Origin of the sequence: Rhizobium sp. IBUN (genome assembly GCF_000510625.1) — a bacterium.
Taxonomy (GTDB): Bacteria; Pseudomonadota; Alphaproteobacteria; order Rhizobiales; family Rhizobiaceae; genus Rhizobium; species Rhizobium altiplani.
The window spans coordinates 16,052-27,656 of record NZ_AZNV01000022.1 but is presented as its reverse complement, the minus strand read 5'-3'; the positions used below and the strand labels follow the sequence as shown (position 1 = coordinate 27,656).

13 protein-coding genes are annotated in these 11,605 nt (G+C 61.2%); 8 read left to right on the top strand and 5 right to left on the bottom strand.

The features are described from left to right. Window positions 1–3 precede the first annotated feature (3 nt). A complete protein-coding gene (locus RHIBUN_RS37110; protein ID WP_018858877.1) occupies window positions 4–243 on the top strand; it encodes a hypothetical protein in 240 nt (79 codons plus the stop codon). Window positions 244–305: 62 nt separating this feature from the next. On the opposite strand, the gene rpmE is transcribed toward RHIBUN_RS37110, so the two are convergent. Further along, window positions 306–527 (bottom strand): 50S ribosomal protein L31, encoded by a 222-nt coding sequence (gene rpmE / locus RHIBUN_RS0119665; protein ID WP_007527409.1) that lies wholly within the window; start codon window positions 525–527, stop codon window positions 306–308. A gap of 193 nt (window positions 528–720) precedes the next feature. On the opposite strand from rpmE, the gene RHIBUN_RS0119660 reads away from it, so the two are divergent. The 3 genes from RHIBUN_RS0119660 to RHIBUN_RS0119650 all read left to right on the top strand — a co-directional run bounded on the left by RHIBUN_RS0119660 (window position 721) and on the right by RHIBUN_RS0119650 (window position 3,434). Beyond that, entirely contained in the window at window positions 721–2,523 is a 1,803-nt protein-coding gene (locus RHIBUN_RS0119660; protein WP_025660881.1) for an ABC transporter transmembrane domain-containing protein, read from the top strand. A 149-nt stretch (window positions 2,524–2,672) separates the two neighbouring features. Beyond that, complete coding sequence (locus RHIBUN_RS0119655; protein WP_025660880.1) at window positions 2,673–3,128, top strand: hypothetical protein; 456 nt, start codon at window positions 2,673–2,675, stop codon at window positions 3,126–3,128. A 117-nt stretch (window positions 3,129–3,245) separates the two neighbouring features. After that, entirely contained in the window at window positions 3,246–3,434 is a 189-nt protein-coding gene (locus tag RHIBUN_RS0119650; protein WP_018858881.1) for a YegP family protein, read from the top strand. Between the two features lie 30 nt (window positions 3,435–3,464). Here RHIBUN_RS0119650 and RHIBUN_RS0119645 read toward each other — a convergent pair whose 3' ends face one another. After that, window positions 3,465–5,105, bottom strand: coding sequence for an FAD-binding dehydrogenase (locus RHIBUN_RS0119645; protein ID WP_018858882.1), 1,641 nt, complete (start codon window positions 5,103–5,105; stop codon window positions 3,465–3,467). A 221-nt stretch (window positions 5,106–5,326) separates the two neighbouring features. On the opposite strand from RHIBUN_RS0119645, the gene RHIBUN_RS0119640 reads away from it, so the two are divergent. After that, window positions 5,327–5,665, top strand: a complete 339-nt coding sequence (locus RHIBUN_RS0119640; protein WP_025660879.1) for a YciI family protein — start codon at window positions 5,327–5,329, stop codon at window positions 5,663–5,665. A 7-nt stretch (window positions 5,666–5,672) separates the two neighbouring features. Then, the gene (locus tag RHIBUN_RS0119635; protein ID WP_025660878.1) at window positions 5,673–6,923 is read left to right on the top strand and encodes a DUF6596 domain-containing protein; all 1,251 of its coding nucleotides are present in this window, start codon (window positions 5,673–5,675) and stop codon (window positions 6,921–6,923) included. A gap of 2 nt (window positions 6,924–6,925) precedes the next feature. On the opposite strand, the gene RHIBUN_RS0119630 is transcribed toward RHIBUN_RS0119635, so the two are convergent. From RHIBUN_RS0119630 to RHIBUN_RS0119620, 3 genes are all read right to left on the bottom strand, one after another. Next, window positions 6,926–7,957: a peptidoglycan -binding protein gene (locus RHIBUN_RS0119630; RefSeq protein ID WP_025660877.1), complete on the bottom strand. Its 1,032-nt coding sequence runs from the start codon at window positions 7,955–7,957 to the stop codon at window positions 6,926–6,928. A gap of 3 nt (window positions 7,958–7,960) precedes the next feature. Further along, window positions 7,961–9,061, bottom strand: a complete 1,101-nt coding sequence (locus RHIBUN_RS0119625; RefSeq protein WP_018858886.1) for a hypothetical protein — start codon at window positions 9,059–9,061, stop codon at window positions 7,961–7,963. A 101-nt stretch (window positions 9,062–9,162) separates the two neighbouring features. Then, window positions 9,163–9,963, bottom strand: coding sequence for an inositol monophosphatase family protein (locus tag RHIBUN_RS0119620; protein WP_025660876.1), 801 nt, complete (start codon window positions 9,961–9,963; stop codon window positions 9,163–9,165). A gap of 214 nt (window positions 9,964–10,177) precedes the next feature. Between RHIBUN_RS0119620 and RHIBUN_RS0119615 the strand changes: the two genes are divergently transcribed. Further along, window positions 10,178–10,756, top strand: coding sequence for a TetR/AcrR family transcriptional regulator (locus tag RHIBUN_RS0119615; protein ID WP_025660875.1), 579 nt, complete (start codon window positions 10,178–10,180; stop codon window positions 10,754–10,756). 71 nt (window positions 10,757–10,827) lie between these two features. Then, the gene (locus tag RHIBUN_RS0119610; RefSeq protein ID WP_025660874.1) at window positions 10,828–11,568 is read left to right on the top strand and encodes a 3-oxoacyl-ACP reductase family protein; all 741 of its coding nucleotides are present in this window, start codon (window positions 10,828–10,830) and stop codon (window positions 11,566–11,568) included. Window positions 11,569–11,605 lie beyond the last annotated feature (37 nt).

The window sequence follows — 11,605 nt, the reverse complement described above, 5'->3', positions numbered from 1 at the left end:
CAAATGACCGCTTTCCACCCTCTCGCGACGTTCCTGCCGAGCGGCGGCAATAACGAAGCAGGTCAGCTCGAGACCTCAATCCGGATCGTTGAATGTCTGCTATCGCTTTTCCCATGCCAGAAACGCGCAGCGGGTTCGTTCTCCGGCCACAAGTCGGTCGCCCGTCACGAGCGTGTCGAAGTCCACTCACGGCGCAAAGCTGCCGTGGTGGATGCTGGAAATCGGCTTGGTGCTATTTCCTGAGCAATTCCACAAAAAAGCCCCGCCGAAGCGGGGCTCTTACAAACTCTGCCAAGCGACAGCGATTAGAGGCCGAGGCCGCCGAAACGCTTGTTGAACTTGGAAACGCGACCGCCGCGGTCCATGAGCTGCTGGTTGCCACCAGTCCATGCCGGATGCGACTTGGAGTCGATTTCGAGGTTCATGACTGCGCCTTCAGAACCCCAGGTCGAGCGGGTTTCGTATTCGGTGCCGTCGGTCATGACTACCTTGATCGTGTGGTAGTCGGGATGGATATCTGCCTTCATAACAATCTTCCTGCCATGCAACGTCCAATTTGACGCATATTCGTTGCGACAAGAGGACCGATTGAATAAATGAAGCCGCAGACGCAAAAGGCTACGGCTTCCCATTAGGATGGGCTGCCTATACATGAAGGCCGGCAGGATAACAAGAGCCATCAGCCGCGGATGAGCGGTGTCGAAGGCGATCGGAGACGAATTGGCATACGCAGGGCAACCCGAGGAAAAGAAGTCTCGTTCGCTGAAGCCGCTCGGCAGGTTGACACCCTACGTGATGCACTATCGCGGCATGGTCACAGGGGCGCTTGCCGCCCTGGCACTTGCCGCTGTCACTTCGCTTGCTCTGCCGCTCGCCGTCCGCCGCATGATCGACCATGGCTTCACACAGGCCGACGGCAGTTTCATCAACAGCTATTTCCTGATGCTGATGATCATGGCGATCGTGCTCGCCATCGCGAGCGCCCTTCGCTACTACTTCGTCATCACCCTTGGTGAGCGTGTGGTATCCGATTTGCGCCGCGATGTTTTCAATCACGTCACGCGCCTGTCTCCCTCGTTCTTCGACGTCAACCAGTCCGGCGAGATCGTCTCGCGCCTGACGGCGGACACGACGCAGATCAAGTCGGCTGTCGGCGCGACGGCCTCCGTCGCCCTGCGCAACCTCATTCTCTGTCTCGGCGCGATGGGCATGATGATCGTGACGTCGCCAAAGCTGTCCAGCCTGGTGATCGGTGCGATCCCGTTGATCGTCTTTCCGTTGGTCGGCTTCGGCCGCTCCGTCCGGAAGCGCTCGCGCTCGGCTCAGGATACGCTGGCCGACGCCTCTGCTTTCGCCAACGAAACGATTGCGGCCAGCCGTACCGTCCAGGCCTTCGGGGGCGAGGATGCCGCCGCCTCGCGTTACGGGATGGCCGTCGAAACCGCCTATGACGCTGCCCGGGCCGCAATTCGCTCGCGCGCCCTGCTGACCGGCATCGCCATTACCCTCATCTTCGGCAGCGTCGTCGCCGTTCTCTGGGTCGGCGCCCATAACGTCCTCGCCGGCACGTTGTCGCCAGGCACTCTTGGCCAGTTTCTTCTCTACTCCGTCATTGCCGCAGGCTCGCTCGGCGCACTCTCCGAGGTATGGGGCGAGCTCTCGCAGGCCGCGGGAGCGGCCGATCGGCTGACGGAATTGCTCGACGAGGTTTCCCCGATTTCCGCACCGGCTGCGCCCGTTGCCTTGCCCGCTCCGGCGCAAGGCCGTGTCCAGTTTACCGACGTGCATTTCGCCTATCCCTCACGGCCGGAGCGATCCGCGCTGCATGGCTTGAATTTCGGCGTCGCTCCCGGCGAAACCGTCGCGATCGTTGGCCCCTCCGGCGCCGGAAAAAGCACCGTCTTCTCGCTGCTGCTGCGCTTCTATGACCCGCAGAAGGGCGCCGTGATGATCGACGGAGTGGATGCACGCAGCAGCGACCCCGACGAACTGCGCAAGCGCCTAGCGATCGTGCCCCAGGACGTCACGATCTTTGCGGCTTCCATTCACGACAACATCGCCTTCGGCCGTCCCGAGGCAAGCCGCGAAGAGGTGCGGGCCGCCGCGATCGCTGCACAGGCCGACGAATTCATCGCTCGTTTGGAGAAGGGATACGACACCGAGGTGGGAGAGCGCGGCATCACGCTTTCCGGCGGTCAACGCCAGCGCATCGCCATCGCCCGCGCCATCCTCAAGGACGCACCGGTCCTGCTTCTCGACGAAGCGACGTCGGCCCTGGACGCCGAAAGCGAAACGCTTGTGCAGAAGGCCCTCGACGAGTTGATGACCGGCCGCACCACGCTCGTCATCGCCCATCGCCTTGCGACCGTGCTGAAGGCCGACCGTATCCTCGTCATGGATCAGGGACGCGTTGTCGAAGAGGGAACACATCAGAGCCTCATCAGGGAGGGCGGCATATACGCCAAGCTTGCGAGGCTGCAGTTCGAAACCGGCGCCGGGGACTTTCTCGCCGCCGCAAGATGATTGCCTGACCACACGCTCTTCCTCGACCCCCGGCCTCCGCCGGTTGCAACGGCGTGTAATCTTTGCGTGTATATTGGCATAATGCACGCAAAGATTACACCCGATTTATGGGTGAACGCCATGTCGTCGCGTTTTGAGGGGAGGCTCAGTTGAACTCGATAAGCTTTGCCGAGATGCTAGTCGTACTCGTCGCCGTAGCCGTCGTCATATCGATGCTGCTGTGCTATCGCTCGCTGCGGGAGGCCCGGGATTGGTCGCTCACCGATGCCTTGTCGGAGGAAGTCGCCTTGACTAAGACTGATACGGCCGGAAACGCCATTGATGCCGCCGGCAATGCGCTCGCAGCAGGGCAAGTCCCTCTCACCGTCACGATGATGAAGGCGAGCTCGAGCCGCTTTATCGCGCTTGTCGGAACCGTCGCGATCCTGATGCTCTATGTCGGCTTTGGCCTTGCCTGCCTCCATCGCTTCGCCAGCGGCAACGAGATCCCCGATATGACGAAGGGCGCCAACTTCTTCTATTCCGGCCTGGTGCTCTTTGCGCCCTACCTGATCAACAAGTTTTCGTCGGTCTTCTCGAACATCAGGGGCGTATGTCGTCCCTGACGGCCCGTCAGTCGCGTCGGTTGCAAAGCGCGCAAATATCCCGATGGAATAGTTGCGTTTTTTGTTCTAGGCTGCACCTGCAGATAGGACAACATCCTGATTCCGGGAGAAAAATCGATGTATAAGTTCGAAGTTTACAAGGACAAGGCTGGCGAGTTCCGTTTCCGTTTCAAAGCTCCGAATGGCGAAGCCATGTTCGGATCCGAAGGCTATAAAGCCAAGGCATCGGCGCTCAGCGCCATCGAATCCATCAAGAAGAATTCTCCCGGCGCAGAAGTCGTCGACACGACGAAGGCTGAGGCCTGATCACATAAGGCGGCGCCACAAACGCCGCCTTTAAACTGCCCGCCCGGCTACCCTGGCGGAAAAGATGCAGCCGCCGAGGAAGGTTCCCTCGAGCGCATTGTATCCGTGCATACCTCCACCACCAAAACCCGCCACTTCACCCGCCGCATAAAGCCCCGGAACCGGATCGCCACCATGGCCGATCACGCGCGCGGATAGATCCGTCTCCAGACCACCGAGCGACTTGCGTGTCAGGATGTGCAGCCGCACGGCAATGAGCGGCCCGGCCCTGGGGTCAAGCAGTGCATGCGGCCTGGCCGTCCGCATCAAGCGATCCCCGAGATAGCGCCGCGCCCCGCGAATGGCGACCACCTGTGCGTCCTTGGCAAAGGGATTGGCGATCTCCCTGTCGCGCGCCTCGATCTGCGTCCTGAGGCGGCTCGCATCCACACGTTTTTCACCCGTCAACCCGTTCATGCCGTCGACAAGCGATTCCAGCGTGTCGCGAACGACGAAATCCTCGCCTTTGTCCATGAACGCACGAACCGGCCCCGGCGGCTCCTTGCCCAACCGCTTGAGAAGCAGGCGGATATCCTTGCCCGTGATATCGGGATTCTGCTCGGAACCGGAAAGGGCAAACTCCTTCTTGATGATTGCCTTGGTCAGGATGAACCAGCTGTGGTCCTGCCCGGTTGCGCAGATCGCCTTCAGGGTCCCCAGCGTATCGAAGCCGGGCATCGCTGGCGGAGTAAAGCGGTTACCCCAGGCGTCGCACCAGAAGGAGGAGGGACCCGGCAGGATGCGTATGCCGTGATTGCGCCAGATCGGGTCCCAATTCCTCACGCCCTCCGTGTAGTGCCACATCCGATCCGAATTGATCTCCCGCCCGCCAGCACGCTCGGCGATCTCGATCATTCGACCGTCTACATGGGCGGGCACGCCGGCGACCATTTCGGCCGGGGGCCGCCCCAACCTATCGACCGGCCATCTCCGGCGCACCGCGTCGTGATTACCCCCGATACCCCCTGATGTGACGATCGTCGCGCCGGCCCGAACCTCGAAGAGCGCCGAAAACATACGGTTTGTCTCCCGCCCTCGCACGGAAGCATCGGGCTGAAGGACCGAGCCGCGGGCGCCGCAGACCACGCCGTCCTGAACGAGAAGATCATCCACCTGATGCCGGAACAGAAGCGTAACAAGGCCCTTCGCTTCCGCTTCGCGCACGCGGCGAACAAAGGGGGCAAGCACAGCCGGCCCGGTTCCCCAGGTCACATGAAAGCGCGGTACGGAGTTTCCGTGGCCATGCGCCAAGCCGCCTCCCCGCTCGGCCCAACCGACCACCGGGAACCAGCGCATTCCCTGCTGATAAAGCCATGAACGCTTTTCGCCTGCGGCGAACTCCAGATAGGCCTCTGCCCAGCGACGCGGCCAATAGTCTTCCGGCCTGTCGAATGACGCGGACCCCATCCAGTCCTGTCGCGCCAGGCCGAGGTTGTCGCGAATGCCCAGCAGCCGCTGTTCAGGGCTGTCGACGAAGAACAGCCCGCCCAGAGACCAGAATGCCTGCCCACCGACGCTCTGTTCGCCCTCCTGCTCGACGATGCAGACCTTCCGTCCGCGCTCCGCTGCCTCCGCCGCAGCCACAAGCCCGGCAAGTCCTGCGCCGATGACCAGCACATCACACTCAATCAAAGCATTCTCCCCCAAACGCCACGAGCCTACGCGGAGACCCGCCCGGCGACAACGCCACTTTTCCGCCGTGAAATTTTTTTGGCCGGATGTCGAAATGAGCCAACGCCGAGTCTCATTCTCTCGGAACGGTCTACCGCCGATCCCCCAAGCGTTGCAGCATTCTGCTTTTGGTTCTTAGATGCCTGCACGCCGGTCAATACAACCATTCTGGAGGAATACACATGCAATACGCGCTCATCGTTCGCGAATCGTCGCGGGATTTTGCCCGCCGCGCCGATCCCACCTACCGCGACGGCTGGATCGCCTACACGCAGGCTCTGATCCAAGCCGGCATCATGACCGGCGGCGCCGGCCTGACCGCGCCCGAAACCGGCACGGTGGTGCGGCGCAAGGGCGAGGACCACGACGTGCAGGATGGTCCATACCCTGAGGGCAAGGAGCAGTTGGGAGGCTTCTATCTGATCGACGTACCGGACTTCGATACGGCGCTCGAATGGGCGACCCGGGTTCCGGTCTCCGCAGAAGGTTCGGTCGAAGTGCGCCCTCGCCTTCAGATGTGAGGCGGACATGACGGTCGAAGCCGAACGCGTCGCCGAAAGGGTGGCGCGTCAATCCTATGGCAAGCTGGTCGCCTTCCTGGCGGCCCGCTCCCGCGATCTGCCGGCCGCCGAGGATGCGTTGTCACAAGCGCTCGTCGATGCTCTGCGGGTCTGGCCGGAACACGGCATCCCCGACAGGCCGGAGGCGTGGGTGCTGGTCGCTGCGCGGCGCAACCTCATGCGAGCTGCACGCCATCGATCCGTTCGCGAGAATGCGCGACCAACGATCGTCCTGGCCTTCGAGGAGGCCGAGGCGAGGATGAACGAAGTGGCCACCGACGCGTTGCCCGACGAACGCCTGAAGCTGCTTTTCGCCTGCACTCATCCGCAAATCGACAAAGGCATTCACACGCCGCTGATGCTGCAAGTCGTGTTGGGCATCGACGCAAAAGCAATCGCGCAGGCCTTCGTGGTTTCGCCTGCCGCCATGGGCCAGCGGTTGGTCCGGGCCAAGGCGAACATTCGCGATACCGGCATCGGGTTTGCCATACCCGATCGACACTCGCTGCCCGAGCGTCTGTCCGCCGTTCTTTCCGCAATCTACGCGGCCTACGGGCTTGGTTGGGACAATCTCGATGGCGCCGATGGCGGTCGCAGTGGCCTTTCCAGCGAAGCCATCTGGCTCTGCCGGGCGCTGCTTTCAATGCTTCCCGAAGAGCCAGAGGTGATCGGTTTGCTTGCCCTGATGCTCTATTGCGAGGGTCGACGTGCCGCGCGGCACAATGCCGAGGGCGAGTACATCGCGCTCGACAAGCAGTCGACGGATCGCTGGAATGCGATCATGCTCGCCGAAGCCGACACGCTGCTCCGCAAGGCCGGCGCCGCCAACCGCTTCGGTCCGTTCCAGTGCATGGCCGCCATTCAATCCGTTCATGCCGCCCGCCGGCTGACAGGCCTGACGGACTGGGACGCTCTCGTGATCTTGTATGATGCGCTGCTGATGATGCAGCCGACGATCGGCGCCCGCGTCAGCCGTGCCGCCGTCCTCGGTCGCACGAAGGGACCCAAAGCTGGGCTGGCGTCTCTCGACGCCATGGACGCAAAGGAAATCAGAGCCTACCAGCCCTATTGGGCCGTTCGCGCGCACTTGCTGACGGAAGTTGGAGACTATCCGGCGGCAGAGGCCGCCTACCTTTCAGCAATCGGCCTCAGCGACAGCCCGGCGGTGCGCTGTTTCCTGATGGATCGCCTCACCGACGTTCGGTCGGGCGTCGCGTAACCCTACTTCTCGGTCAGCTTGAGCTCGATACGACGGTTGGTTGCGCGCGCCTCGGGCGTGTCGCCTGGTGCGATCGGCTGGAACTCGCCGAAGCCGGCGGCGACGAGACGGTCGGCCGGCACGCCGTGGGAAATCAGGAACTTGACGACCGAGATCGCACGTGCGGACGACAGCTGCCAGTTATCGACATATCGTCCGGTGCCCGCGAGCGGCACATTGTCCGTATGCCCATCGACACGCAGTACCCAGTTGATCTCAGGCGGAATTTCCTTGGCAACGTCGAGGAGCGCCGTCGCAAGCTTTGCCATCTCGACCTGCCCGTCCGGATTGAGATCCGCACTGCCCGAGGGAAACAGCACTTCCGACTGGAAGACGAAGCGGTCGCCGACAATCCTGATATTCTCGCGGTCGGACAGGATCTCGCGCAGGCGCCCGAAGAAGTCTGACCGGTAGCGGTTGAGCTCCTGCACGCGTTGCGCAAGAGCGACGTTCAGGCGCCGTCCGAGATCGGCGATCTTCGCCTGCGAACTCTGATCCTTCTGCTCGGAAGCCTGCAGAGCAGCTTCGACAGCGGCGATCTGGCTGCGCAAGGCGGCGATCTGCTGGTTGAGAAGCTCGACCTGGCTCATCGCCCGGTCACTCATTTGCTTCTGTTCGTCGAGTTCCTTCGTCAGGTTGCCGACACGTGCTTCCGCAGCGCTTTGTCCGCCCGACCCAGCATCAAGGAGCGCCTTCAGGCGGGATCTTTCGCTCTCGGCGGACGCTAGGGAGGCCTGCAGATTGGCGACGCTATCCTCGAGGTCCTGCTTGCTTCCCTTCTCCAGGGCGAGAAGCTGCGTCAATTCGTTGATCTGGCTGTTCAGCCGATTCAACACCTCGTCCCGGCCCGTAATCTCACGGCTCAGGATATATTGTCCGACCACGAAGACGGTCAGCACGAACATGATGGAGATCAGCAGTGTCGATAGTGCATCAACGAAACCTGGCCAGTAGTCCACCGCGCGTTGGGGGCGACGATTGCGGGCAAGAGCCATGGCTTACTTGCCCTCGGTCTTTTCGGGTTGCTGCATGCGTTGAGAGCGTTCGCCTGAGCCGTGCTTTTCCTGCGAGCCGATCCTCTCAGCCAGGCGATCGAGCGTGCGCCGCATCGCCTTCGTCTCGTCCTGCTGCGCCTCGATCCAGTCGCGAAGCATCTGCTGTTCATTGCGCATGTTCTTGACTAGGCCCTGAATGCCTTCGGCAAGGTTTGCCATTGCCGCAACCGACCTCTGGGTGCCGCCGCTGCCTTCCTCTGAGATCCGGCGCATATATTCGGAGAGCGCCCGAACGTCGTCCGGTGAGACCGCCGAGTTGGGATTGATGGTCGGGATCGCCACATCGGAGCCGACGTCGGTCACTGACGAAAGCCAGTTCTCCAGCTCCATGTAGAAGCGGTTCTGAGCACGGCCTGCCTGCAGATCAAGGAAACCCAAGATGAGCGAGCCGGACAAGCCAAGCAGCGACGACGAGAATGCCTGGCCCATGCCCGAAAGCGGCATCGAAAGCCCCTCCTTCAGCGCTCCGAGAACATCGGTCGAACCGTTCGAACCCGCGTCGAGCGTCTGAATAACCGAGCTGATCGAACCGATCGTGCCGATAAGACCCCAGAACGTACCAAGCAGGCCGAGAAAGACGAGGAGGCCGATCAGGTAGCGCGACACGTCGCGCGATTCATCGAGGCGGTTGGCAATGGAATCGAGAATGGAGCGAAACGCCGCCGTCGAGATTCCCGCCGAAGCGCTGCGGCTGCCGATCAGAGTCCGCATCGGAGCAAGCAGCTTGGGATTGCGGCCGACCTTGTCGGCGCTGCCTGCAGCGCGGAACGAATTGAACCACCGTACTTCCGGGCGCAACGACAGCACATGGCTGAAGACGAGGATGATACCGACCGCCAATACGCCGAGGATCAAACCGTTAAGGCCCGGATTGTGCATGAAAGCGGTCTGCGTCTGCCGGAAAAGAATGGCTGCGATGAACCCGACGATGATCAGAAACAGCACCATCGTCCAAAGAAACGGCATCGGACTGGAAAGTTTATAGCTGTAATTACCCGTGGTTTTTTCGGTCGAGCCGAACTCAGCCACATTCACATTTTCCATAGGTTCCGCAGCCTCCGGATTCATTTCAGCCGGAGACTAGAGCAACATTGTGCCGAATTGAAGTATGCGCGGAACGAAAACCGTGCCTTTACAACAGCGATTTACCGAGCCGGGATCGGGCGCTTGGCGACTTCAAGCAATGCCTTCTGGATATACTCGTTGCCTGCAACCACCGAGCCCGTCTCGAGAATGGACGAGCCGCCTTCCCAATCGGACACGTAGCCGCCGGCTTCGCGGATGAGCAGGATGCCCGCAGCGATATCCCAGGCCGACAACGCAGTTTCCCAATAGCCATCAAACCGACCGGCAGCCACATAGGCGAGATCGAGCGACGCCGCGCCCATGCGACGAATCCCGGCAACTTCGCCCATGACGTGCCGGAGTTCAACGAGGAATTTGCCGTGGTTTCCGCGGCCGAGGTGCGGTACGCCGCAGGCAATGACGGAATCAGACAGCACGCGGCGTGCGCCGACACGCAGACGGCGATCGTTCAGGAAGGCGCCGCCGCCGCGTTCAGCGGTGTAGAGTTCGTCCGTCGCAGGATTGAAGACGACACCAGCCACGACTTCATTGTTGCGCTCGAGCGCGATCGATACCGCAAACATCGGGATGCCGTGCAGGAAGTTTGTCGTGCCGTCGAGCGGATCGACGATCCAGCGATGCGCTCCGTCCGTGCCCTTGATTTCCTCGCTCTCTTCGCCGAGGAAGCCATAGGTCGGGCGGGCCTTCAGCAGTTCGTCCTTAACGATCTTTTCGGCCTTGCGGTCGGCATTCGAGACGAAATCGCCCGGGCCTTTCACCGAGACCTGCAGGTTCTGCACTTCCCCGAAATCACGTCCCAGCGACTTGCCTGCCTTGATGGCAGCCTGAACCATGACATTGAGGAGAGCTGAACGAGCCATGTGAGCACTTTTCCTTGAGCGGTAAACGGTATGCGCTGTCAGGGTGGGAAAGGTCCCTGATCGCCGGAGAAGGCGGCGCTCGATAAGATTGGCCGCCTCAAGACCACAAAATCGGGAAAATTTCAAGAGGAGACCGTAGAACCACGACGCCGACGGAAAAATGCGACTCAAATATTTCTGGACAGATTGATCCGGAATTGCTATTTGCGTGTCCATGGCAAGGCACAAGGAATTCGACAAAGACAATGCTCTCGACGCTGCGATCGGCGTCTTCTCCCAGCATGGCTATGAGGGCAGCTCCACCGACACCCTGCTTGCGGCGATGAAGATCAGCCGGCAGAGCATGTATGATACCTTCGGCGACAAGCGCAGTCTCTACCTCCAGGCTCTGAAGCGTTACAATACCGACAGTATTCTGCGCATCATCGCGGACATGCAAAACGGCGCGCAACCGCTTGATGCCCTGGAGGCTGCCCTGTTCGCCTTCGCATCTCGACCTGCCTCGGAGGCGTCGAAGGGCTGCCTCGGCGTCAGCGCGATTTGCGAGTTTGGCCGCACCGACGCAGATGTGGCGACCTTGACTGACAGCGCCTCGGCAATGCTTGCCAAGGCAATCTTCACGCTGCTGAAGGATGGCCAGAGGAAAGGCCAGCTATCGGCGGAAATCGATCCCGAAGCCGCCACCCAGTTTCTCGGTGCCACCCTATCCGGCATGAAAGTCAGCGCCCGCAACGGCGCAAGCCCCGAAACCCTGCGCACCATCGCCAGTCTCGCAATCCGCAGCCTTCGATAACAGCCCAATCGAAGAGCGCTGATTTTCCGCACCCGATTCTAGATTAAACAGTCCAATAAGGAGAAATAAAAATGACGAAACCACTTGAAGGAAAGGTCGCAATCGTGACCGGCGGCTCACGCGGCATCGGCGCGGCGATCGTTCGCAGGCTGGCGATGGATGGCGCCACAGTCGCCTTCACCTTTGCCAATTCCAAGGAGAAAGCTGAAGCAATCACAGCTGAGATCGAGTTGAAGGACGGCAGGGCACTTGCCATTCAAGCCGACAGCGCGGATGCCGCAGCACTGCAGCGAGCCATCGACAAGGCTGCCGATCACTTTGGCTCCATCGACATTCTCGTCAACAACGCAGGAATCCTGTTGTTGAATAGCTTGGAAACCTTCCCTCTGGAGGACTTCGACCGCATGTTCGCCGTCAATGTGCGGGCCGTCTTTGCCGGCACGCAGGCCGCAGCGAAACATATGCATGAAGGCGGTCGGATCATCACCATCGGCAGCGTGACCGCGGAACGCAGCGGCTTTCCGACATCCGCTGTCTACAGCATGACCAAGGGCGCAGTCGCTGCGATGATGCGCGGCCTCGCGCGCGATCTCGGCCCGCGCGGCATTACCGTCAACACGATCCAGCCCGGACCTACCGAGACGGACATGAATACCGATCCGCATGCCAATGAGATGTTGAAGGGGTTGATTGCCCTCGGTCGCATGGGAAAAGACCGCGAGATTGCAAGCCTTGCGGCCTATCTCGCAAGTTCAGAAGCGTCCTTCATCACCGGCGCCAGCCTGACGATCGACGGCGGCTATCTCGCCTGAGACAGAAAGCCGGCGGCACGAGCCGCCGGTCCATTCA

Excerpts from the sequence above, each read along its gene's own strand:
- RHIBUN_RS37110 (WP_018858877.1), top strand. The coding sequence starts at position 4 with ATGACCGCTTTCCACCCTCTCGCGACGTTCCTGCCGAGCGGCGGCAAT.
- rpmE (WP_007527409.1), bottom strand. The coding sequence starts at position 527 with ATGAAGGCAGATATCCATCCCGACTACCACACGATCAAGGTAGTCATG.
- RHIBUN_RS0119650 (WP_018858881.1), top strand. The coding sequence starts at position 3,246 with ATGTATAAGTTCGAAGTTTACAAGGACAAGGCTGGCGAGTTCCGTTTC.
- RHIBUN_RS0119640 (WP_025660879.1), top strand. The coding sequence starts at position 5,327 with ATGCAATACGCGCTCATCGTTCGCGAATCGTCGCGGGATTTTGCCCGC.
- RHIBUN_RS0119635 (WP_025660878.1), top strand. The coding sequence starts at position 5,673 with ATGACGGTCGAAGCCGAACGCGTCGCCGAAAGGGTGGCGCGTCAATCC.
- RHIBUN_RS0119630 (WP_025660877.1), bottom strand. The coding sequence starts at position 7,957 with ATGGCTCTTGCCCGCAATCGTCGCCCCCAACGCGCGGTGGACTACTGG.
- RHIBUN_RS0119625 (WP_018858886.1), bottom strand. The coding sequence starts at position 9,061 with ATGGAAAATGTGAATGTGGCTGAGTTCGGCTCGACCGAAAAAACCACG.
- RHIBUN_RS0119620 (WP_025660876.1), bottom strand. The coding sequence starts at position 9,963 with ATGGCTCGTTCAGCTCTCCTCAATGTCATGGTTCAGGCTGCCATCAAG.
- RHIBUN_RS0119615 (WP_025660875.1), top strand. The coding sequence starts at position 10,178 with ATGGCAAGGCACAAGGAATTCGACAAAGACAATGCTCTCGACGCTGCG.
- RHIBUN_RS0119610 (WP_025660874.1), top strand. The coding sequence starts at position 10,828 with ATGACGAAACCACTTGAAGGAAAGGTCGCAATCGTGACCGGCGGCTCA.